The sequence below is a fragment of the Sphingorhabdus sp. genome (genome assembly GCF_044239665.1).
In the GTDB taxonomy this organism is placed as follows: Bacteria; Pseudomonadota; Alphaproteobacteria; order Sphingomonadales; family Sphingomonadaceae; genus Sphingorhabdus_B.
Window position 1 is genome coordinate 1 of sequence record NZ_JBIIBA010000033.1, and the last position, 20800, is coordinate 20800.

At 54.9% G+C, this 20800-nt stretch carries 23 protein-coding genes and 1 pseudogene; 14 read left to right on the plus strand and 10 right to left on the minus strand.

What is annotated here, in order from left to right:
- Positions 1-358 (minus strand): hypothetical protein (locus ACILP3_RS09425; RefSeq protein WP_395616383.1); only part of this gene is annotated, 358 nt, incomplete at its 3' end.
- A 504-nt stretch (positions 359-862) separates the two neighbouring features.
- Between ACILP3_RS09425 and ACILP3_RS09430 the strand changes: the two genes are divergently transcribed.
- From ACILP3_RS09430 to ACILP3_RS09445, 4 genes are all read left to right on the plus strand, one after another.
- On the plus strand, positions 863-1414 hold the full coding sequence (locus ACILP3_RS09430) for a hypothetical protein (protein ID WP_395616384.1): 552 nt from the start codon (positions 863-865) through the stop codon (positions 1412-1414).
- Positions 1389-1583, plus strand: coding sequence for a hypothetical protein (locus ACILP3_RS09435; RefSeq protein ID WP_395616385.1), 195 nt, complete (start codon positions 1389-1391; stop codon positions 1581-1583). The genes ACILP3_RS09430 and ACILP3_RS09435 overlap by 26 nt, the downstream gene beginning before the upstream one ends.
- 140 nt (positions 1584-1723) lie before the next feature.
- Positions 1724-3232: an alkaline phosphatase gene (locus ACILP3_RS09440; RefSeq protein WP_395616386.1), complete on the plus strand. Its 1509-nt coding sequence runs from the start codon at positions 1724-1726 to the stop codon at positions 3230-3232.
- Positions 3233-3349: 117 nt separating this feature from the next.
- Complete coding sequence (locus tag ACILP3_RS09445; protein ID WP_395616387.1) at positions 3350-3667, plus strand: hypothetical protein; 318 nt, start codon at positions 3350-3352, stop codon at positions 3665-3667.
- 131 nt (positions 3668-3798) lie between these two features.
- Here the strand turns inward: ACILP3_RS09445 and ACILP3_RS09450 are convergent, their stop codons facing one another.
- On the minus strand, positions 3799-4392 hold the full coding sequence (locus ACILP3_RS09450; RefSeq protein WP_395616388.1) for a fasciclin domain-containing protein: 594 nt from the start codon (positions 4390-4392) through the stop codon (positions 3799-3801).
- 113 nt (positions 4393-4505) lie between these two features.
- Here ACILP3_RS09450 and prmC point away from each other — a divergent pair, with 113 nt between their 5' ends.
- Together prmC and ACILP3_RS09460 are read left to right on the plus strand one after the other, a co-directional pair.
- The gene (prmC, locus tag ACILP3_RS09455; RefSeq protein ID WP_395616389.1) at positions 4506-5357 is read left to right on the plus strand and encodes a peptide chain release factor N(5)-glutamine methyltransferase; all 852 of its coding nucleotides are present in this window, start codon (positions 4506-4508) and stop codon (positions 5355-5357) included.
- Between the two features lie 179 nt (positions 5358-5536).
- Positions 5537-6301 (plus strand): DUF4167 domain-containing protein, encoded by a 765-nt coding sequence (locus ACILP3_RS09460; RefSeq protein ID WP_395616390.1) that lies wholly within the window; start codon positions 5537-5539, stop codon positions 6299-6301.
- A 57-nt stretch (positions 6302-6358) separates the two neighbouring features.
- Here ACILP3_RS09460 and ACILP3_RS09465 read toward each other — a convergent pair whose 3' ends face one another.
- Both ACILP3_RS09465 and ACILP3_RS09470 read right to left on the minus strand, forming a co-directional pair.
- On the minus strand, positions 6359-6754 hold the full coding sequence (locus tag ACILP3_RS09465) for an acyl-CoA thioesterase (RefSeq protein ID WP_395616391.1): 396 nt from the start codon (positions 6752-6754) through the stop codon (positions 6359-6361).
- On the minus strand, positions 6751-7044 hold the full coding sequence (locus tag ACILP3_RS09470) for a hypothetical protein (RefSeq protein WP_395616392.1): 294 nt from the start codon (positions 7042-7044) through the stop codon (positions 6751-6753). The genes ACILP3_RS09465 and ACILP3_RS09470 overlap by 4 nt, the downstream gene beginning before the upstream one ends.
- Positions 7045-7108: 64 nt before the next feature.
- On the opposite strand from ACILP3_RS09470, the gene ACILP3_RS09475 reads away from it, so the two are divergent.
- Complete coding sequence (locus ACILP3_RS09475; protein ID WP_395616393.1) at positions 7109-7537, plus strand: CBS domain-containing protein; 429 nt, start codon at positions 7109-7111, stop codon at positions 7535-7537.
- Between the two features lie 23 nt (positions 7538-7560).
- Here the strand turns inward: ACILP3_RS09475 and ACILP3_RS09480 are convergent, their stop codons facing one another.
- On the minus strand, positions 7561-8313 hold the full coding sequence (locus ACILP3_RS09480) for a hypothetical protein (protein WP_395616394.1): 753 nt from the start codon (positions 8311-8313) through the stop codon (positions 7561-7563).
- 143 nt (positions 8314-8456) lie between these two features.
- Positions 8457-9206 carry a Bax inhibitor-1 family protein gene (locus ACILP3_RS09485; RefSeq protein ID WP_395616395.1) on the minus strand — a complete coding sequence of 250 codons (750 nt, stop codon included), beginning with the start codon at positions 9204-9206 and terminating at the stop codon, positions 8457-8459.
- Between the two features lie 311 nt (positions 9207-9517).
- On the opposite strand from ACILP3_RS09485, the gene ACILP3_RS09490 reads away from it, so the two are divergent.
- The 3 genes from ACILP3_RS09490 (at position 9518) to ACILP3_RS09500 (ending at position 12911) form a co-directional block, all read left to right on the plus strand.
- On the plus strand, positions 9518-11098 hold the full coding sequence (locus ACILP3_RS09490; protein ID WP_395616405.1) for a spinster family MFS transporter: 1581 nt from the start codon (positions 9518-9520) through the stop codon (positions 11096-11098).
- An 88-nt stretch (positions 11099-11186) separates the two neighbouring features.
- Entirely contained in the window at positions 11187-12341 is a 1155-nt protein-coding gene (locus ACILP3_RS09495; RefSeq protein ID WP_395616396.1) for an acyl-CoA dehydrogenase family protein, read from the plus strand.
- A gap of 135 nt (positions 12342-12476) precedes the next feature.
- Positions 12477-12911, plus strand: a complete 435-nt coding sequence (locus ACILP3_RS09500; RefSeq protein WP_395616397.1) for an acyl-CoA thioesterase — start codon at positions 12477-12479, stop codon at positions 12909-12911.
- Here ACILP3_RS09500 and ACILP3_RS09505 read toward each other — a convergent pair.
- Together ACILP3_RS09505 and ACILP3_RS09510 are read right to left on the minus strand one after the other, a co-directional pair.
- Positions 12908-13705, minus strand: a complete 798-nt coding sequence (locus ACILP3_RS09505; protein WP_395616398.1) for a crotonase/enoyl-CoA hydratase family protein — start codon at positions 13703-13705, stop codon at positions 12908-12910. The genes ACILP3_RS09500 and ACILP3_RS09505 overlap by 4 nt on opposite strands.
- Positions 13702-14322: a 2-hydroxychromene-2-carboxylate isomerase gene (locus tag ACILP3_RS09510; RefSeq protein ID WP_395616399.1), complete on the minus strand. Its 621-nt coding sequence runs from the start codon at positions 14320-14322 to the stop codon at positions 13702-13704. The genes ACILP3_RS09505 and ACILP3_RS09510 overlap by 4 nt, the downstream gene beginning before the upstream one ends.
- A 223-nt stretch (positions 14323-14545) precedes the next feature.
- On the opposite strand from ACILP3_RS09510, the gene ACILP3_RS09515 reads away from it, so the two are divergent.
- Genes ACILP3_RS09515 through ACILP3_RS09525 form a run of 3 tightly spaced genes read left to right on the plus strand, consistent with a single transcriptional unit; the run spans position 14546 to position 17798 of the window.
- Positions 14546-16147, plus strand: coding sequence for a M23 family metallopeptidase (locus ACILP3_RS09515; RefSeq protein ID WP_395616400.1), 1602 nt, complete (start codon positions 14546-14548; stop codon positions 16145-16147).
- A gap of 39 nt (positions 16148-16186) precedes the next feature.
- Complete coding sequence (gene hemB / locus ACILP3_RS09520) at positions 16187-17188, plus strand: porphobilinogen synthase (protein ID WP_395616401.1); 1002 nt, start codon at positions 16187-16189, stop codon at positions 17186-17188.
- Positions 17189-17234: 46 nt separating this feature from the next.
- Positions 17235-17798 (plus strand): gamma carbonic anhydrase family protein, encoded by a 564-nt coding sequence (locus ACILP3_RS09525; RefSeq protein WP_395616402.1) that lies wholly within the window; start codon positions 17235-17237, stop codon positions 17796-17798.
- On the opposite strand, the gene ACILP3_RS09530 is transcribed toward ACILP3_RS09525, so the two are convergent.
- Positions 17795-19897: a TonB-dependent receptor gene (locus ACILP3_RS09530; protein WP_395616403.1), complete on the minus strand. Its 2103-nt coding sequence runs from the start codon at positions 19895-19897 to the stop codon at positions 17795-17797. The genes ACILP3_RS09525 and ACILP3_RS09530 overlap by 4 nt on opposite strands.
- 163 nt (positions 19898-20060) lie before the next feature.
- On the opposite strand from ACILP3_RS09530, the gene arsC reads away from it, so the two are divergent.
- Complete coding sequence (gene arsC, locus ACILP3_RS09535) at positions 20061-20408, plus strand: arsenate reductase (glutaredoxin) (RefSeq protein WP_395616404.1); 348 nt, start codon at positions 20061-20063, stop codon at positions 20406-20408.
- A 6-nt stretch (positions 20409-20414) separates the two neighbouring features.
- Here the strand turns inward: arsC and ACILP3_RS09540 are convergent.
- Positions 20415-20800, minus strand: a pseudogene (locus ACILP3_RS09540) (fatty acyl-AMP ligase); the annotation flags it as partial.

Sequence of the window (20800 nt, forward strand, 5' to 3'; positions counted from 1 at the left end):
GCAAGCTAATCGATGCTCCCATGTCACCTCCTCCAAATGAAGAACAACATAGAATCAGACTTTCAACCGATTGGGAATCCCAAATCTGAGTCAGCATCAGCGCACGCTGGTATAAGTTTCCGCGCCTATCATTGGACGCAATCCTATCAGCCACTGAAGCGTGAAGATCCGAAAGTCCAAATACATGGTTTTTGGCATCACTCCAAAAGGGAGCATAGAAATCGCCCCCATCACCGGTAAAGCTCTGATTTCTTTTTATTTCTTCGCGGATATCTTTTCTAATCTCCGAAACTCTACGGTTCGCAGGTAAGAAAAGAATTTTTATCAATTTTCTGAGAGAAATTGACCTGACAGACATCCAGAACCCCATGAATTACATGAATTACATGTGAAATATCTGGACCTGATAGTTTTTGTTATCTTACTAAGCGATCATTGTCGATAACATTATACTGCCGTGCAAACCGCCTCTGTCAGGTGCAAGCCAGAAACATTTGGTAATTACGCCAACACCCGCCCCCCCCCAAACAGCTCCCTCTTGCAATGTAGGATTTGCTCTGAAATTCTGTGCTTCACGCGTGCAATACTTGCGCGGCTGGCTCTTTGAACATGTTGCCCCCGCCCCGGCTTTCGGAACCGGTGAACCCACTGCGCAACGTTGCGGTAAGTTTACAGAAATACCGCATTTTGCGTATAAGTTTGTAAACTTAGGCGTCGAAAAGGAATTGCGGGAATTACAGCAACGGGTGCGATAACTCCTAAACTCCTAAACTCCTAAACTCCTAAACTCCTAAACTCCTCTGCGGCTCTGCGTGAACCAAAAACCCTTTCCAACCAACCGCCAATCCGGCAAACCCTCCTTATGAACGCTTACCGCCCCGAATTTGAAGCTGCGCTGCGCCTGTTTGCGCGGGTCAGTGAGGCGATGCATGAACAGGGCTTTCAACGCCCCATTCTCGTGGGCGGCGCGGCGGCGGAGTTTTATTCACAAAGCGCCATCAACACCGGTGATTTCGACCTGTGCACGCCTCGGCAAGATGCGCTTGAGGCAGAAATGCAAAAGGCCGGTTTTGTGAAGCCATCGGGCGCTGGGCAGGTGACCAAAGGATGGATTCATCCCGAATTGCTGCTTGGATTTGAAGTCGTGGCCAATGTTCCAATGGACGGCGGCTATGACCGCGAGACGCTGGCGCTGATCGAAAACTTTACCGACGAAGGCGCGTTTGTCGTCATCTCGGTGGAGGACCTGATTGCCGACCGTATGGGCCAATATGCATCGGGAACAGCGCGGGATCGCCTGCAACAAGCGCAGACATTATACAGGCTTCACCCATCGCTCGATAAAGTGTATCTGGAACGGCGTATCCAAGAAGAAACGTTAAACGAATATGGCATCGAAGCGCTTAAAGGCTGAAGAGAATTGGAACGGACGTCGCGTGGACTTTTCGGCGTTCAATGCTGCCTTGTCCAAACGCCGCGCTGAACTTGGTAATCCGGAACTGGAACGCAACAGCGGCGAAAACCGCACCGAAAGCAAAAAGGCTTTGCTCAAGGCCATAGACGATGCTGGCGGCAAATGGTGATCGGGACGCGACCTTAAATCCCCCCACACTCCCCCCTCGCCAACACAAGCTTGGCCGTGTAAACACGGCCTATCACGCCCCTGTCACGCATTGGTCATCATGGTCTGCGATGGGTAAGCCAGCTTTTTGAGGAGTATCGCATGCGTAAACTATCATCCGCCCTTTTGGCATCCTGCCTGATCGCCGCGCCATTGTTGGCGCAAGGCACGCCTGCTTCTGCGCCTGCCAAACCGCCGATCAGCACCAGCGAAGGCTATCTCAAAGCAGGCCAAGCCGAGCTGCAACGCTTGCTTGCGGACAAGCCCAATGACGGCAAGGCGCGCAATGTCATCCTGTTCATCGGCGATGGCATGGGCGTAAGCACGCTGACCGCTGGCCGTATTTTTGAGGGGCAGCAGCTTGGCCTCGATGGTGAATCCTATGTCGCGCAAATGGACCTTTTGCCGCACACCGCCTTGGTCAAAACTTACTCCCATGATGCGCAAGTGCCCGACAGCGCGCCGACCGCGACCGCGATTGTCTCCGGCGTCAAAACGCTGAATGGCGTGATTGGCGTTGGCCCCGAAGCCATTGAGAATGACTGCGCCGCGACTGCGCCCTATAAGGTCCAATCGCTGTTCGGCATGGCAGAGGATCGCGGCCTTGCCACCGGCATCGTGTCCACCGCGACCATCACCCATGCTACGCCCGCATCGACTTATGCCCATGTCGCGCAGCGCGATTGGGAGGTGGATGCCAATATGCCCGCCGCGGCCAAGGCCGCAGGCTGCACCGACATTGCCCGGCAGATGATGGAATGGCCACATGGTGACGGGCTTGACGTCATGCTGGGTGGCGGGCGTCAGCATTTCATTCCGGCGACCATGGCCGACCCCGAATATGCCGACAGGAAAGGCAAGCGCGCCGATGGCAAAGATCTGGCCGCAAGCTGGGTCGCCGCTAACCCCAAGGGCGCTTATGTCTGGAACCGCGACAGTTTCGCTGCGGTTGACGCCAAGAAAACGACCAAGCTGCTGGGTCTGTTTGAACCATCGCATATGCAATTTGAGGCCGACCGGACAGCGGCGGGCAACAAAGAACCATCGCTGGCCGAAATGACGACCAAGGCAATTGCGATGCTGTCGAAGAACCAAAAGGGCTATGTCCTGATGGTCGAAGCTGGCCGGATTGACCATGCCCATCATGGCGGCAATGCCCGCCGCGCCTTGCAAGACACTGTTGCGCTGAACGCTGCGCTCAAGGCCGCGATGGAGAGCGTTGATTTGCGCGATACGTTGATCGTCGTGACATCGGACCATAGCCATGTGTTCACCATCGCTGGCTATCCCGAGCGCGGGAACCCGATATTAGGCGTGGTCTCTGCGCCCATTGGCACACCGACCCTGGCGATGGATGGCAAAGGCTACACCACCTTGGGCTATGCCAATGGCCCCGGCGCGGTAAATGCGGCCGAACGCCCTGACCCATCGAAAGCGGACACAGGCACGTTGAATTATCGTCAACAATCGTTGATCCCGCTTATGTCCGAAACGCATGGCGGTGACGATGTCGTTGCCCGCGCCGCTGGCCCCAAGGCGCATTTGTTCAAAGGCACGATTGAACAAAACACCATCTTCCACATCATGCGCGCGGCGTTAGGTTTTAAATAAGGGCGGTTTCAAATAGGGGCGCGTTTCAAATAAGGCGGGGGCATAAAAAAGCCGCCTTGTAATTCCGGCAGTGCCGCCCACTTATCGTGTGCGGGGGTACTGCACCGGAGGAAGTTTATGAAACGGATGATGACGATAGCCTTATTGTCGGGTACGCTGGCAGGATGCGGTGAAGGCGGCGCCCTCAATGATACCGTGCAGATTAGCGTACGTGAATCGCTGGTCGCGACCTGCACAACCGCTACGGGTGAGCAGATTCCCGAAGGCATTGATGTCGATATCAACGCAGTCTGCGGCTGCGCGGCGGACAAGGTGATGAATGGCCAAAGCGTGGCTGATCTTGTCGCCAACCCACCAAGCCCGACAGAAGCCATGTCCAAGGTACAAGCCTGTTTGCAAGAGCTTGGCCCTGTGAAAATTGACGCTGCGGCTTAGGGTCCTGCCCCTCAATAAAGCACACACAAAAACCCCGCCCGGGGGAGGGTTCCGGACGGGGTTCATTTGGTCCTCTCTCGCCTGCTAGGGGGAAATTGAGGACATTCAGGTCGCCTCAGCGACCCGAAATCTTATGGCATAACGACGGTGTCGACCAAATGGATCGTTCCGTTTGACGCAACCATGTCTGGCGCGGTTACGGTGGACTTGCCACCCTTGGCATCGGTCAGAACAATCTTGTTACCATCCATGCTGGCCTTCAGGCTGCCGCCATTAACCGTCTTGACGGTCGCGGTGCCTTTGCCGTCGCTGATCAACTTGGCAAGATCGCCGGACTTCACATCGCCGGCAACGACATGATATGTCAGCAGGCTTGCCAGCGTTGCCTTGTTTTCCGGCTTCAACAAACCGTCGAGTGTTGCCTTGTCCAATTTGGCAAAGGCAGCATTGGATGGCGCAAAGACGGTGAATGGGCCAGTGCCCGACAGGGTTTCACCAAGGCCAGCAGCGGTTATGGCGGTGACGAGCGTCGACACTTGCGGATTGTCTTGTGCCAATGCGACGATATTTTTGTTCGCAGTGGTTTCGGTGGCAACGATATTGTCAGATGCCATGGCGTCGTCTTGTGTGACTTCGGTTTCGGTTGGCACGGATTCGCTTCCGCTACACGCCGACAAAGCCAGCGCAGACAGGCCGACGGCCCAGGTTAATGTCGATTTTTTCATATTCTAAGTCCTTCTATATGGTTGCCCAATGCACAATAACGTCGCAAGGGCCTAAATGGGTGCACGGGGCGGAAATATATTTGGGCTTTACGTGCGGCGCGATATACGGGCGGATGATGACTGGCCTTGCCCCTGTCCTGCGGGAAGCAACCGCTGCCCTTGAAGGCATCAGCCCAACACCGCGGTTAGACGCGGAGTTATTGCTGGCGCATGCGCTGGGTATCGGCAGATCAGCAATGCTCTTGCAACAGCCAGATTTGAGCGCGCCCGACAGCTATACTGGCCTGCTCGCCCGCCGGATGGCCGACGAGCCTGTGGCTTATATCACTGGGGTGCAGGCGTTTTGGGATCTGGAACTTTGTGTCACGCCGGACGTGCTGATCCCGCGTGCAGATAGCGAGACGTTGCTGGAGGCCGCGATTGCATGGTTTGGTGCCAAGGACGGGCCCATGCGTATTGCCGACCTTGGGACAGGGTCAGGCGCGCTATTGCTCGCGGCTTTGTCGATATTTCCGGACGCCACAGGCATTGGCATTGATAGCAGCGCAAAGGCGCTTGCCGTCGCCAGCGATAATGCCAACCGCACCGGATTTGCCGACCGTGTCCAATATGAACTGCGCGATTGGACCAAGGCGGGCTGGGCCGACGGGCTTGGACAATTCGACCTTATCCTTAGTAACCCGCCATATATTGAGGACGCCTTTATACTCGCCCCGATGGTGGCTGCGCATGAACCACCCAGCGCATTGTTTGCAGGGGCAGACGGCCTGAATGACTACCGAATCTTGGTCCCATCGCTGCGCCATATACTTCAAATGGCCGGAGTCGCGTTTTTTGAAATTGGGTATAATCAGGCACAAGCCGTGCACCAATTGGGCGCAGAAGAGGGATTTTTGACGGAATTACATCATGATCTTGCGGGTAATCCCAGGGCCATACGCTTTTCGCTTGGAATCGCAGAATAGTAAGACTAGGGCAAAGAAGCTTCTTCGTAAAAATGCCGACTTGATGGTTTTTTAGCGCGAAGCCGCCCCCCAGCGCAGATGGACAAAGTATAAGGGTCAAGGCCGACCCGCGCGCAACCCAAAACGGGTTCAGGGGCTCCATGCAATTGAAGTGCTAAATAGAGGACGGGTCAGCCCTGATGAATACCAACAACAGGCAGCAGCAGAACAACAATCGTCGGCGCGGTCGCAATAATAACAACAACCGGCAACAGAATAACAATCGTAGCGGTTTTGACTATCAGAACCAGATTGATAATCGGGCGCGCGGCAACGCAGCGCAAATGTTGGAAAAATACAAAAAACTGGCTCAAGATGCGCAGTTCAATGGTGACCGTGTGAACGCGGAATATCATCTTCAGTTTGCCGACCATTATTTCCGCGTGCTCGCAGATTTCCGTGGTCGCCAAGAAGCGCGCCAGGAACAGCAAGGCGAGCGCCGCCCTCGTGAGGATACGCGCGACGAAAATCGCTATGATCGCGATGATTGGCAAAATGACGACCGCACGCCAAATTATGATCGCTCCCCCAATTACGACGATCAGCCCTCATCTGTGAATGATGACTCAGAAGATGCATCCGATGAGGAAACTAACGACAGCGAACCCCGCGGTCAGCAGCGCGATGTTCGCGCGCGCCGTCCAGAACGCGGTGAGCGTGTTGAGCGCAGCGAACGTCCAGAACGCGGTGATCGCCCGTCAAACAACCGGAATGCAAATCGCGGCCCGCGCCGTCATCACAGCGACGACGTTGATGATGCCCCCGCCGGCCTCGACCTTGCCGTATTGCCGCCCTCAATTGCAATTTCGTCCGGTGAAGATGATGCCGCCGAAAAGCCCGCACGCAAGCCGCGCGCACGCCGTGCCAAAGCCGCTGGTGATGAAGAGATTGCCGCCGCAGAGTAATTAGGGTCAGTATCTATTGGGACGATAAAACTGGCGCTGGATTAGTTTCCGGCGCCTTCAACCCTCCGGCAAGGGCCGTGGTTTGTGGTTTTCGTCTAACGCGACGAAGGTGAATAATCCTTCGGTGACCTTCACCTCTTGTTGACCACGGGCGCGTGTGGCTATCACCTCAATCCGAACAGCCATAGACGTACGTCCGCGATGTTCGAGCGTTGCATAGACCGAGATGATGTCGCGTAACAATATCGGCGCGATAAACTCCATTTTTTCGATCGCCACCGTAGCACAGGCACCCTGCGCGATACGGCCCGCCACTATGCCACCTGCCTGATCCATCACGCCAAGCACCCAGCCGCCAAAGATGTGGCCATTGGCGTTGATATCCGCCGGCCCCGGGATAACGCGCAATACCGGGTCATTGCGTTGCGGCAAGTTTCGAATATGCTCCGTCACCGGTCGGCTTCATCTTCGAATGGATCATCAATGGCTTCGTCATGGCCCGACCCGCTGGACAAGAAAACCAAGCCCATCAGCGCCGCCGTAAGCATGATTGCGCCAAAAATCGCGCCCGTGGTCGCGATGAAGAAATGGATCGAAACCAGCCCATTCTGCCACCAAAATGTCCCCAATGCGATGGCGGTCACAAGTAATGTGACGCCAAACATCCAGCGCATCAGGCGCCAATATCGCTGCCACGCGAAGTTAGCATATTCGGGATCATCGAGGCGGGAGGGACGAGTCATAGCTTGATAAGCGAACCTTATGCTATAAGTTCCATCTGGGGCAAGGACATAAGGGAGAGAGTCGATGACGATTTCTGCAATACTGGCCAATCACCATCCGGACATATTTACGGCATTGCCCCACGAAAGCGTGGGGGACGTCGTCGCCCGATTGGCTAAAAACCGAATTGGCGCGCTTCCTGTCGTCGATGGCACCTGCGTGATTGGCATCTTTTCCGAACGCGACATAGTATATGGCGTTGCCAAGCATGGTGCAGATTTTCTGACCAAGACGGTTGCCGAGACGATGACCGCGCCTGCCATTACCGTCGGGCCGGATACGGCAATATTGTCCGCTCTATCGCTGATGTCGAAACGGCGCATCCGGCATTTGCCTGTCATCAAGGATGACGCACTTATCGGCTTTGTCTCCATCGGCGACTTGGTCAAACACCGGATTGAAAAAATCGAGACCGAGGCCGCCGCCATGCGCGATTATATCAGCATGGCGTAAAAAATCTCCGCCCGTTGTTGTGATCACGGTTGCAATGGCGTGCTCACATTGGCGGGAGAGGCGGTCACGGGCTGCGTTGTTACCGACGGGGTCATAATATTAATGGCAGGGTCATACGCTCGCTTTGGCGCATATTTCATGTTCCAATCTGCCAAATCCCGTTCATATTTTGCATAAGCATCGTAGAAATTGACAAAGACATTGTCGATATCGGCAAGGCTGCCCATGGCATATTCGGGCAAGGCGCCTTTCGGCACCTGATTAGCCTCTTGCAACTTGCGTAACGCCATATCGCAATATTGTGCGCGCACGGGCGGTAGCGCAAAATAATTGTACAAATCCGTCATCCGCGTGTCGCGGATACGCAGGCCATTCTGCTTTGGATAGCGTTTCACATATTCGCGATCGACCGACTTACTGGTTTTTGACAGCAGCACCTTATGAATGACAATGAACTTGTTATAGTCAGTTGCGATTTGGCCCCATATTGGCCCCTGACAGTTAAGCGCGGCAACGTTTAAAGCAGCGCGGAAATGCCAGATCTGCTCGTCCCGGCTGAGCCCGCGATTGGGCGTTACGCGAATGCCATCGACACCGACTGGCGGCAGGGTCATCGACAATGCAGCGCCGCCGGGTGGTAACGGCATAGCAGGAATAGATGGTGGAGGGGGTGGAAGCTGAACCGGGACCGGCGCAACCTTTACCGGCGGTGGCGCGCACGCGGCGATAGCCGTGACGAGGATGAGTGCTAATAGATTTTTGACGCCCCGGCGCATTATGTAATCTCCGATGTTCTGAGCCTCAATCCAACAAGATTTTGCGCGGAAAGAAAAGCCTTGTTCGACCAACTCCCCAAGAAAAATGGCCCAGTGGTTTACCACCGGGCCATATTAATCTGTTCAAGCTGAACCGCGGATGATTATTCGCGGTTACCCAAGAAGCTGAGCAGGAACTGGAACATGTTGATGAAGTCCAGATAGAGCGTCAGCGCGCCCATGATCGCTGCCTTGCCGATGAAGTCAGAATTTGAACTGCGCAATTGCAGATAGGTATTCTTGATCATCTGTGTGTCGTAAACGGTAAGGCCTGCAAAGATCAGCACGCCAGCAGCGCTCACAACCCATTGCAAGGTGCTCGATTGGAACCAGATATTGGCAAGTGACGCAACGATCAGGCCGACAACGCCCATGATCAGAAACGTGCCCATGCCGCTCAGGTCCTTCTTAGTCGTGTACCCAACAAGGCTAAGTCCGGCAAAAGCGGCTGCCGTCGCAAAGAAAGTCGTTGCGATCGATGCCCCTGTGTAGACCAAGAAGATTGTCGACATCGACAGCCCCATCAGACTGGCAAAGCCCCAGAAACAGGCTTGCAATGCGCCTGTCGACAACTTGTTTAAGCCGAAGTTCATTACCAGAATCAGCGCAAGCGGTGACAGGATGATAACCCAGCGCAACGCGCCGCCGTTGATCATCAAATTCTGACCAAAGGCGCTGCTTGCAAACAACATCGCGACGATGCCAGTCAGCAAAACGCCTGACGCCATATAGTTGTAAACCTTGAGCATGTGCGAACGCAGACCGGCGTCAAAAACGACGTCACCGGCGCGTGAGCCGACACCTGCAAGACTTGACTGGGTCCCGGTTACCCGCGGATCGGACCACTGTGCCATGACTTATTTCTCCTCAAACCACGGCAATATAGCCGCCTGACGGGTATATTGGATGAAATCGTTCCAGATTCAAGCGAAACACGACATACAACGTAACGTTTTTTTACAGATGATAACGAATAGGGTATCGGCCACCGGCCTGACGGTTTTTCTGAAGCGGCGATACCGAACCCGAGGTTCATTGCCGATTCCATCGTAAATCGGGTTGCGCCGCTTGGCTGTTCTGCTAGCCATAGCGCGTTAGGGCGAAACAGCCTGATAAGGAGAGAGATGTGCGTGTAACGGCCGACGGTGAAAACAATAACGTTGTTTTGAAAGAACCCGAAGCGCCGTTGCCCGAGGCAAGCAGTTACAGCTGGTATGTGCTTGTGGTGTTGGTGGTCGTTTACATCCTCAACTTCATCGATCGACAAATCCTCAGCATCTTGGCGGTCGATATCAAAGCTGATCTTGGTCTGACTGACGCAGACATGGGCTTTTTGGGCGGTGCGGCCTTTGCGGTATTTTACGCATTGTTTGGCATTCCTCTCGGCCGGCTTGCGGACAATTGGAGCCGGGTGAAGCTGCTGTCGATCGGACTTGCGATGTGGTCGATCATGACTGCCTTGTCGGGATTTGCGCGCAATCAAGCCGAATTGACCATCGCACGCATGGGCGTTGGCATTGGCGAGGCGACTGCCAGCCCAACAGCTTATTCCCTGATTTCCGATTATTTTCCCAAAAGGCAGCGCGCGACCGCGCTCGCGATTTACTCGTCCGGTCTTTACATTGGCGGAGGTGTGTCGTTGTTCATTGGCGCACTCATCGTCCAAGGCTGGAACGAAGCATATCCGCAAGGCGGGCCGCTTGGGCTGGTGGGTTGGCAAGCGGCGTTTCTCGCCGTTGGCCTTCCAGGCGTTTTGGTAGGATTATGGGTCGCAAGCCTGCGCGAGCCTGCGCGCGGTGCGATGGATGGTTTGGCAACGCCTGCGCACCCTGCCCCTTTCCGCACATTTGTGAGCGATCTGTCGATGATCGTCCCGCCCTTCACCTTATGGGGAGCCTATCAGCGCGGCCCTGCTGCACTGGCCATCAATGTCGCAACCGGCGCCGCAATTGCGGCCTTTGCGTATTGGATGATCCAGCTCACCGGCAATCTGCCGCAATGGTCCGCCGTTAGCTTTGGCTATTACGCCGTCTTCTCATGGGCATCGACGCTCCGCGCCAAGGACCCTGCGACCTTTCGTCTGATTTGGGGCACACCTGCCTTTATCTGCACAACAATTGGATACGGCCTTGTCGCTTTGGCTGCATACGCGCTTGCGTTCTGGTCTGCGCCTTATGCTGAAATCGTGCTTGGCCTGCCAAAGCAGGAACTGGCCTTCATCCTCGGCGCGAATGGCGCAGTCAGTGGCTTTCTGGGCGTAATCGTCGGTGGCCGCGTGGCAGACGCCTTGCGTACAAAAAATCCTGCTGGCCGTATTCTTGTCATCATTCTCGGCGTCCTCGGCCCGATCATTCCCATCGCTATTGGCTACACCACCGATAACACGACCTTATTCTACATCATGAATTTCCTCGCAGCCATGCTGGGCGCGACAGCACTCGGCGCGGCCGCAGCCACCACACAGGACCTCGTCTTGCCCCGTATGCGCGGCACTGCAACGGCAGCATTCTTCTTGGGCACCACGCTCGTTGGCCTGTCATTCGGCCCCTATATGGTCGGGCAGATATCCGACCTTGCCGGAACGATGGTCGATGGCAAGTTGGTAGGCGATTTGCGCGTTGGTATATTGTCGCTCATCGCCGTTGCACCTGTTGCCTTGGCCTTGCTGATCGTTGCCTATCGCACGGTGCCAAAGGCCGAGCAGACACTCGTCGAGCGCGCACGTGACGCAGGTGAGCCAGCTTAATCGAGCGATTAAATTCGTCTTGACGTATGCGTCAACTTACTGCCATTGATGCGGTTATTCCGCAGGACAATTTTGCAGGGGATTTAACATGTCACTCGATAGCATTCCACGCACCGCTTATAATGAAGACCATGAGGCGTTCCGCCAGTCGGTGCGCCAATTCCTTCAAAAGGAAGTCGCGCCCCACGCAAAGCAGTGGCAGGAAGACGGCATTGTCCCCAAATCCATCTGGCCCAAGGCGGGCGAAGTCGGCATGCTCTGCCCCACCGTGCCCGTGGAATATGGCGGCCTTGGCCTCGACTTTGGTTACAACGCCATTGTTGACGAGGAATCGGCTTATTATGGAGGCGTCGCCACTGGCTTCTCATTACAGTCTGACATCGTCGTAAACTACATCACCAGCTATGGTAGCGAAGAGCAAAAAAAGCATTGGCTGCCCAAGATGATTTCGGGTGAGGTTATCACCGCGATTGCGATGACCGAGCCTGGCACCGGAAGCGACCTTCAAAGCATGAAGACCACTGCTAAGAAAGATGGCAATCATTATGTCATCAATGGCAGCAAAACCTACATCACCAATGGCCAGAATGCGGACCTGATTTTGGTCTGCGTTAAAACCGACACCGAAATTCAGCCAGCTTATAAGGGCATGTCAATTGTCCTCGTCGAAGCCGATCGTGAAGGTTTCAAACGCGGTCGCAACCTTGACAAAATCGGCATGGACGAAGCCGACACGTCCGAATTGTTCTTCGAAGATGTGCGCGTTCCCATGACCAATTGCTTGGGTGAAGAGGGCAAGGGCTTCATCTATCTGATGAGCGAACTGCCGCAAGAGCGTCTTTCCATCGCCGTGTCATCGATGGCAAGCACGCAAAAGGCATTTGACGAAACCGTCGCTTTTTGCCGTGACCGCATGGTTTTCGGTAAGCCATTGCTCGACTTTCAGAACACCCGTTTCGTGCTGGCCGATATCAAGACGAAACTTCAAATCGGCTGGGCGCATCTCGATTGGGCATTGAACCGCCATTATAAAAAAGAACTGACCGCCGAAGAAGGCGCGGCCGCCAAATTATGGCACACCGATTTGCAATGGGACGTGGTCGATGCCTGTCTGCAATTACATGGTGGCGCGGGATATATGAACGAATATCCCATCGCCCGCATGTGGCGCGCAGCCCGCGTCACGCGGATTTTTGGCGGTACGAACGAGATCATGAAAGAACTGATCGGTCGGGGTCTTTAGAACGCGCTATTTCCTCGGACTACTCTGACACCCTGAACTCGTTTCAGGGTCCATCGTGCCACACAACCGGCTGTTGATGCTGATAAATTGACCCTGAACCAAGTTCAGGGTGACGACTATTGATAAAGGTTCCACATGCCCAAACCGCAAAGCTGGCAGCTTGACCCGGCAAGCTATCCATTCAATCACCGCGCCGAAACGCGCTTTGCCGATCTGGATTTGTTGGGACATATCAACAATGTCTCAATGGCGGGTTTGTTCGAACATGGCCGAGGCATGTTCAATCACGCCATCGCGGTCGAACGCCGTGCGCCGGGGCAACGCTGGCTAATAGTCAGCGTCGCTCTTGAGTATATTGCCGAGGCGCATTTTCCCGAACATGTGGAGATTGCCAGCGGCATATTGCGGATCGGCCGCAGCAGTTGGGACATCGCCTCTGCTGCGTTTCAAGGTGGCGAATGCAAGGCGACCTGCATCACTACCATCGTGCTAACCGATGCGAACGGCCCGGCCCCCTTACCACAAGAATTGCGCGCGGAGTTTGAACGCTTACACGTTAAGACCGCTTAATCGGCAAACACCCCTGCCCGCTTTTGCATTCCAGCCATTACCGCTTCAATCTGGTTGGGCTTGCGGATGACGCGGGCCTGACGGACGCTTTCGGCCATCAATATCGCGTCTTCGTCCATATCGGCATATTCATTGAATAGCCCCTTTGCTTCACGCATCGCTTCTGGGTTGCGGTCGGCAATTTCGCGGGCAATGGCCATCGCGCGCGCATGCGGGTTTTCGTCTACGAAGGTCGCAAAGCCGAGATCTAGCGCCTCGGCCCCTGAAAACTCACGATTGGTGTAGGTCAGTTCGCGCAAGCTATCTTCACGCACCATCCCGCGCCACAAGGCATAGCCGCCCATATCGGGGATAAGCCCCCATTTCATTTCCATCACCGCAAGCCGCGCATCCGGCGCGACCACGCGAATGTCTGCGCCACTCGCAATTTGCAACCCGCCGCCGAAACACACACCATGCACCGCCGCGATCACGGGCATTGGCAATTTGCGCCACAGCATGGCCACCTGTTGGAATGTGTTGGCGTTGCCGTGCGTCCGGTCGGTCAGGCTGCCCATCCCGCTGCTTGCGCTTGCGCCGCCGCTGGCCATGCTGGCCATGTCTAGGCCTGCGCAGAAACTGCGTCCTTCGCCCGACAACACAACCGCGCGCACGCCTTTCATGCTGGCTAGCTCTTCACCTGCGGCGATGATCCCTTGAAACATCGCCGGATCAAGCGCGTTCATCTTGTCCGCACGTGTCAGGCGGACGTCGGCGACATGATTGTCGATGGAAATGGATACGCGGTCGTTCATGCTTCGCTCCTGTTCAGTGCAAATTCCACCAGCGGCAATTGATCATTGCCAAAATACATCTTGTCGGTGTCAACAAATATGGTCGGCGAGCCATAGCCACCGCGCGCAATCACCTCGTCGGTGTTGGCGCGCAACAGGGCTTTTACCGCATCGGTCTGTGAAGCAATCCGCATCGCTTCGCCATCAAGACCAGCCTTATTCGCCACCGCGACCAAGACATCGGGATCATCAAGATTTTCCTGCGCACCAAAATAGCTTTCAAAGGCGGCTTTGGTGAACGTCTTTAGCGCTACCTGATCGCCTGCGACCGCAGTTGCCATACGCATGGCATGGATGCTTTTTGCCGGATGATGGATGCTGGGAAAATTAAGTTCCACGCCCGCCAGCTTTGCCCAATCGCCCATTACCCGCCAACTATGCTTAAACTTGGGGTTATCCGCCGCTTCTCGTGCGGCATATACAGACGGATTGACGGCATTGAAAACGCCGCCAACCAATATGGGACGCAAGCATACAGATACGCCAGTGCGCGCAATGAGGGCTTCAAGATTGTGGAACGCAATATAAGTCCATGGACTTGAAAGATCGTAAAAAAATTCAACCCGTTCACCGTTCATGTTCCGCTCCTTTTGCTCATATCAGCCATAGCATTGCGTCATATTATATGAAGCCGATAAATTTCGATTTGCGCGCATGGGCGAAAGTTCCAACGCTGGTCCGCGAATTTGCACCGTTTGCCGCAGTTCGACAAAGGCAAGGTCGCTGTTAATTTGACTTTAACCATAACCCGCCACAGGAGTATGTGCAGGAACGCCCCTGGGGATGGGAAGACGGTCGTGGATGATACGCCTTATGTTTGACGGCAAAGAAACACGGCTTGCTGGACAGGGCTGGGACATCGATATGTCGTTGTCCGATGCCATGGCCAAGTCGGTGCGTCACAAATCAGAACCCGGTGCGTCTGGTGCCAGTTGGTTTCACCGCCTGACCGAACTCGATTTTGTGCCAGACCTTGGCGAAGATATCGGATCGCTTCGCTGGTTCCGTGGCCTTGGCACTTTAACCGCATTAAGCGTCGCTGCGCTTGCACTCCTGCCAGATTACGGACCCATTTTCGGCGTACAGCCTTCAATGCCCACCGAGGCAGAGTTTGAAGAGGCGCGCGCGCAAATGATTATGCCTATCGGTTATGGCAGCGACAGCGGCAAGCGCATGGCCGCAACAGACGCCGTTGTCGCGCTGGCGGACAGCCCGGAACGTCCGCGCATTGAGCTCACGGCATCTTTGGGGCGCGGCGACAGCTTTGCCCGCGTGCTCCAACGTTCGGGCGTCGGCGGCAGTGAGGCCGCCAATGTGGTGAACATGGTGTCTGGCGTGACGGCATTGTCGGATATTGAGCCTGGCACCCCCATTGACATCATACTTGGAACGCGACCGTCTAAAAATCAGCCGAGACCGCTTGAATCCGTTACCTTTCGCGCGCGCTTTGACCTCAATCTCGAAATCAATCGTGAAGGCGGCAGTTTAAGATTAAGCAAAAAGCCGATAAACGTCGACAACACGCCACTGCGTATTCGCGGAACCGTGGGTAATGAGGGCATCTTCCGTTCGGCACGAGCCGCTGGCGCGCCGGCGCGGGCTATTCAGGATTATCTGAAAGTCATTTCTGGACGCACATCCTTATCAAGCATCCGGCCGACTGACCAATTTGACATCATCGTTGATTACAAGCGCGCTGAAACCGGCGAAGTCAAAGTGGGCGACCTGCTTTATGCTGGCGTGGACCGCGATGGGAAATCCAATATCCAGATGCTGAAATGGACGTCGGGCGGCAATACCCAATGGTTTGAGGCATCGGGCGTCGGTGAATCCAAAGGCACCCTCAGCCGCCCAGTGAATGGCCCCGTGACCTCTAGCTTTGGACCCAGACGGCACCCAATTTTGGGCTATATGCGGATGCATGCTGGCCTCGATTTCAAGGCCGGCTATGGCCAGCCCATTTTTGCGGTGACCGATGGCGTTGTGGCCTTTGCTGGACGCAATGGCGGCTATGGCAATTTTGTAAGGCTGAATCACAGTGGCGGTCTTGCCAGTGGCTATGGTCATATGAGCCGAATAGCAGCACGCCCCGGCAGCAGAGTCCGGCGCGGGCAAATTATTGGCTATGTGGGTTCCACAGGCCTGTCGACAGGGCCACATTTGCATTATGAGCTTTATCGCAACGGGCGCGCGGTAAACCCAATGTCCGTGAAGTTCACGCAGCGCGCGCAGCTGTCCGGGAGTGACCTCACCCGTTTCAAGGGCAAGCTTCAAAGCATGAAGTCCGTCAAGCCCGGCGCGGCGCTTACCCCATTGCAAACGGCCTCCAGAAAAGACGAAGCGCCAAAGCGGGAGATTGACCGGCTGACACTTCGCGACAGCCGGATACAGACCGGCGGATAAGGCGTTGAGGAAAGAATATATCACCGCTAAGTGTTTTGCATGAGCGATATATCTTCTTTTCCAAACAGCCGCCTGCGCCGCACCCGTGTCTCAGGCTGGAGTCGCGCAATGGTGCGCGAAAATATGCTTTCTCCTGCCGATCTCATCTGGCCATTGTTCGTAACCGAAGGCGAAGGCATTGAGGAAGTGATTGCGACGCTCCCGGGGGTGTCGCGCTGGTCGGTTGACCAGATTGTCCTGCGCGCTGCCGAAGCAATCGAATTGGGCATACCCTGCATCGCCTTGTTCCCGAACACACAGGCTGACCGCCGCAGCGAAGATGGTGCGGAAGCATTCAATCCCGACAACCTCATGTGCCGCGCCATTCGCGCTATCAAGCAAGCCCATGGAGACCAGATCGGCGTTTTGACCGATGTCGCGCTCGATCCTTACACCACCCATGGGCAAGATGGGCTGATTGATGATGACGGCTATGTCGTCAATGATGACACCGTCGCCGTGCTCGTCGACCAAGCGATCAACCAGGCCAATGCAGGCGCGGACATCATCGCGCCAAGCGATATGATGGATGGACGCATTGGTGCTATTCGCAAAGCACTGGAAATGAACGGGCACCATAATGTTCAGATCATGTCCTACGCCGCCAAATATGCGAGCGCCTTTTACGGACCGTTCCGCGATGCGGTCGGCTCACGCGGTCTGCTAAAGGGTGACAAGAAATGTTACCAAATGGACCCAGCCAATACCGACGAAGCGATGCGCGAAGTAGCCATGGATATTGCCGAAGGTGCAGACAGCGTCATGGTGAAGCCTGGCCTGCCCTATCTCGATATTGTCCGCCGAGTGCGTGAACGCTTTGACGTGCCTGTGTTCGCATATCAGGTATCGGGCGAATATGCGATGATCGAGGCCGCCGCCGCGGCGGGCGCAGGCGACCGCGATGCGCTTGTGTTGGAAACGCTCATGGCCTTCAAACGCGCAGGATGTTCGGGAATATTGACCTATCATGCGGCAGTGGCGGGGCGTTTACTTAGGGCGTAACGCCTAAACGCATCCGTCCTTTGCACCTTAAGCTATGGAAAAGCCAATGACACACACGCGCAACGACATCAGCATCATTACGTTGAACGGCAAAACACCGCAGATCCACGACAGCGCCTTTATCGCGCCGGGTTGCCGTATCATCGGGGATGTCACCATCGGAGCAGAAGCAAGCATCTGGTATAATTGCGTCATTCGGGCAGAGGTGAACCGCGTGGTTATCGGTGCGCGTACCAATATTCAGGACGGCAGCATCGTCCATTGTGACGGCCCGATGCCGGGGGTTGAGGACGGATTTCCCACCCTCATTGGTGACGATGTGCTGGTGGGACATAATGTCATGCTGCACGGTTGCATCTTGCATGATCGCGCCTTTGTTGGCCTGTCCTCCACCGTCATGAACGGCGCCGTTATTGAAAGCGACGCTATGCTCGCCGCTGGCGCCATGTTGACGCAAGGCAAGCGGATAGAAACACGGCAATTATGGGCGGGCTCGCCTGCGCGCTTTGTTCGCGACCTTGACGATGCAGCCGTCATGGGGATGCGGCTTGGCGTTGCGCAGTATGTTCACAATGCCAAGGCACATGCCGCCGCCGTAACTTCGGCTTAAAACTTCGCCCTTATGGTGATGCGACCGTTCATGGGCGCACCGGTCGATATATTATTATTGTTATGCGCGTCTGAATAATAATCGCTGTTGAACAGGTTCTCGACATTTAACTGCAATTGTAGCGCATCGCTCAGGTCATGATAAAACGCCGCATCGACGCGCGTAAAGGCAGGCAATTTTGTAGTGTTGGAAACCGTCCGGATGGCGGCAAACTGGCTGGATTGGTGAATGATACCAAGGCCAGCTGCAAATCGATCGCTAAAGTCATAACGGTTCCACAGGCTCGCCTGATGCTTGGGAACTTGCCCCAAACGTACGCTGTCATTACCGGCCAGGGTTGCGTCCTGATAGCTATAGCCGCCATGCACCTGCCATGATGACATAATGTTGCCCGTGACCGCCAACTCAACGCCTTGCGTCCGCGTCGTGCCAATATTGATGCTCACCACAGGATTGCGTGGATCAGGCGTGGTCGCATTGCTGCGTTCCAGCTGAAACACAGCCAGCGTCAGGTTCAGATTAGGCCGCACATCCCATTTGGCGCCAAGCTCGTAATTGGTAAACTTTTCCGGCGCGAGATTTTCCTGCGTCACCGTCAGCGCCAAAAACTGGTCGCCGGAACGCGGCAGGAAAGACTGGCTGTAGCTGCCATATAAAGAGATATTTTCCTGCGGCTTGAAAATCAGACCAAGGCGCGGACTGACTTTTTCGTCCTTCCGTGCGAAGGGCCGGTCAACCGCTGGAAACAGGTCTATGCCTGCAATGTCGAAATTATCATAACGCAGGCCAGCCACAATATCGATATGGTCGCCAAGGCTGATCTGGTCTTGAACATAAGCAGAGAAGAATTTTACGTCGGACAGCGTATCGCGTGACAATGCGTTGAAATTGACGGTTGGGAATATGGGATTGGCCAAGCTGAACGTGGGCGTGGAGAGCACGCCATTGAAACGCCGGTTGGCTGATTTTTGGTCACCATATTCGGTGCCGACTAGGATTTTATGTGTCAGCGGGCCAGTTTCCACATCCCAGACCAAATTGGCTTGCGCGATGAAATTTTCACGTTGCGTCGGATCACTATACGCCGCCAAATCCAGTGTGCCATTCTGCGCTGTCGCAGCGCCATTGGGATAGACGTTCAGGTAGATTTTGTCATAGTCGCCATATAATATTGTGCCGCTCAAGCTCAAATTTGAAGTCAACGCACCATCAAGCCGCAGTTTGGCGATGTGCGCCTGCAACTTGGTATAGTTGTTGCCAGGAACGCCAAAAAATTGGTCGCGATAGCCAGCAATCGGGCGGTTGGGCTGACCATCAATATTGCCGATTGAAGGAACTCCGCGGTCGGTTACGCGGTCGTCATTCACATATTCATAGGATAGCCCAAGCTTCCACTTTTCATTGAGGTTGAAGGCAACATAAGGGTTCCAAGCATAACGCTCTCCGCCAACGAAGTCGCGATGGCTGTCGAATTTTTCGTAAATGGCGTTGATGCGCACGGCTGCGGCATCGCTCAAGGGCGCGTTGACATCCGCCGATATATCATAAGCGCCAAGGCTGTTTATGCTGACCTGCCCTGCATAGATAAAATCATCGCTCAAAGGCGATTTCTGCACGCGGTTGATAATGCCGCCGCCACCGCCGCGACCGAAGATCAGGGCATAAGGCCCTTTTAGAATTTCGACCCGCTCGATGTTATACAGCCCGCGATAATATTGGACGTCATCGCGCACGCCATCCAAGAAGAAGTCAGCGGTGGTGTTTTGCCCACGCAAGGTTATCTGGTCGCGATTGCCCTCGCCTTGGCCCACTGTTGTGCCCGGTACATAACGCAAAATGTCCGCAAGCGAATGATGCGCCTGATCATCCAACTGATCGCGTGTCACGACGTTAATGGTCTGCGGAATATCAATCAGCGGCGTGTCGGTTTTGGTTGCTGTAACGGAATTGGTCGCAAGATAGCCATCGCTCAGGCCAGTTACGATGATCGTGCGGCTGTCATCATAAGCTTCCACGTCAAACGCCTCTTCGGCGAAGGCCGGTTGCCCCAATGCCGAAGCGGACAGCAAAGCGATGATAGACGCAGACAGGCGGAGCATGTTGAACCTTTTTTATGTTATTGCGAACGATTCGCAAATCTATTTTCGTCCACTATTGCGAATCGTTATCATATGCAATTGAAAATTGTAAAAATCATTGGATTGCTTTTGCATCTGGTTGCGGATTTGCACTATTGAGCCCTGACAGGAGGGGTTTTCACTTATGCACGTAACGATTTGGCACAATCCGGATTGCGGAACCTCGCGAAAAACCTTGGCGATTCTGGAGGAAACCGAGGGCGTCGTGGTATTAGTCATTGAATATCGCAAACAGCCATTTACGCGCGCTAAGCTTGAACAATTGTTTCACGATGCCGGTCTGACCCCGCACGAAGCGTTACGCACACGCGGCTCACCCGCTGAAGAATTGGGCCTTATCGAAGGTGCATCGTCAGAACAGATATTGGACGCGATGGTTGAGCACCCAATTTTGGTTGAACGTCCCTTTGTCGAAACAGTGAAGGGCGTCCGGCTGTGCCGGCCTCAGGAAAAAGTGCACGACATTTTGTGAACGGACTTACGCGGCAATGGCGTAAGGTTGAATTTCACCCGACAGGTAAAGATTACGCGCCTTGGCACGGCTCATCTTGCCAGAACTTGTCCGCGGTAAAGTGCGCGGCGGGACCAGTTCGACAACACAGTTCATGCCTGTGACCGAACGAACCTTGTCGCGGATCTGCTCACGCAACTTGGCCCGCTCCACCTCATCCGTTGTGCGGCATTGCACGAGCACAGCGGGCGTTTCTTCGCCGCCCGGTGTTGTCACGGCGAAGGCGGCAATGTCGCCGGCCTTAAAGCCTGGCAGTTGTTCGACAGCCCATTCAATGTCCTGCGGCCAATGGTTTTTGCCATTGATGATGATCATGTCCTTGGCACGGCCAACGATGTAGATATATCCGTTCG

What these genes read in the sequence shown, in the direction of transcription:
- hemB (WP_395616401.1), top strand. Translation starts at nt 16,187, where the DNA reads ATGAGCGATATATCTTCTTTTCCAAACAGCCGCCTGCGCCGCACCCGT.
- ACILP3_RS09470 (WP_395616392.1), bottom strand. Translation starts at nt 7,044, where the DNA reads ATGACTCGTCCCTCCCGCCTCGATGATCCCGAATATGCTAACTTCGCG.
- ACILP3_RS09515 (WP_395616400.1), top strand. Translation starts at nt 14,546, where the DNA reads ATGATACGCCTTATGTTTGACGGCAAAGAAACACGGCTTGCTGGACAG.
- ACILP3_RS09530 (WP_395616403.1), bottom strand. Translation starts at nt 19,897, where the DNA reads ATGCTCCGCCTGTCTGCGTCTATCATCGCTTTGCTGTCCGCTTCGGCA.
- ACILP3_RS09460 (WP_395616390.1), top strand. Translation starts at nt 5,537, where the DNA reads ATGAATACCAACAACAGGCAGCAGCAGAACAACAATCGTCGGCGCGGT.
- ACILP3_RS09480 (WP_395616394.1), bottom strand. Translation starts at nt 8,313, where the DNA reads ATGCGCCGGGGCGTCAAAAATCTATTAGCACTCATCCTCGTCACGGCT.
- ACILP3_RS09430 (WP_395616384.1), top strand. Translation starts at nt 863, where the DNA reads ATGAACGCTTACCGCCCCGAATTTGAAGCTGCGCTGCGCCTGTTTGCG.
- ACILP3_RS09450 (WP_395616388.1), bottom strand. Translation starts at nt 4,392, where the DNA reads ATGAAAAAATCGACATTAACCTGGGCCGTCGGCCTGTCTGCGCTGGCT.
- ACILP3_RS09440 (WP_395616386.1), top strand. Translation starts at nt 1,724, where the DNA reads ATGCGTAAACTATCATCCGCCCTTTTGGCATCCTGCCTGATCGCCGCG.
- ACILP3_RS09505 (WP_395616398.1), bottom strand. Translation starts at nt 13,705, where the DNA reads ATGAACGACCGCGTATCCATTTCCATCGACAATCATGTCGCCGACGTC.
- ACILP3_RS09435 (WP_395616385.1), top strand. Translation starts at nt 1,389, where the DNA reads ATGGCATCGAAGCGCTTAAAGGCTGAAGAGAATTGGAACGGACGTCGC.
- arsC (WP_395616404.1), top strand. Translation starts at nt 20,061, where the DNA reads ATGCACGTAACGATTTGGCACAATCCGGATTGCGGAACCTCGCGAAAA.
- ACILP3_RS09475 (WP_395616393.1), top strand. Translation starts at nt 7,109, where the DNA reads ATGACGATTTCTGCAATACTGGCCAATCACCATCCGGACATATTTACG.
- ACILP3_RS09510 (WP_395616399.1), bottom strand. Translation starts at nt 14,322, where the DNA reads ATGAACGGTGAACGGGTTGAATTTTTTTACGATCTTTCAAGTCCATGG.
- ACILP3_RS09445 (WP_395616387.1), top strand. Translation starts at nt 3,350, where the DNA reads ATGAAACGGATGATGACGATAGCCTTATTGTCGGGTACGCTGGCAGGA.
- ACILP3_RS09525 (WP_395616402.1), top strand. Translation starts at nt 17,235, where the DNA reads ATGACACACACGCGCAACGACATCAGCATCATTACGTTGAACGGCAAA.
- prmC (WP_395616389.1), top strand. Translation starts at nt 4,506, where the DNA reads ATGATGACTGGCCTTGCCCCTGTCCTGCGGGAAGCAACCGCTGCCCTT.
- ACILP3_RS09485 (WP_395616395.1), bottom strand. Translation starts at nt 9,206, where the DNA reads ATGGCACAGTGGTCCGATCCGCGGGTAACCGGGACCCAGTCAAGTCTT.
- ACILP3_RS09500 (WP_395616397.1), top strand. Translation starts at nt 12,477, where the DNA reads ATGCCCAAACCGCAAAGCTGGCAGCTTGACCCGGCAAGCTATCCATTC.
- ACILP3_RS09495 (WP_395616396.1), top strand. Translation starts at nt 11,187, where the DNA reads ATGTCACTCGATAGCATTCCACGCACCGCTTATAATGAAGACCATGAG.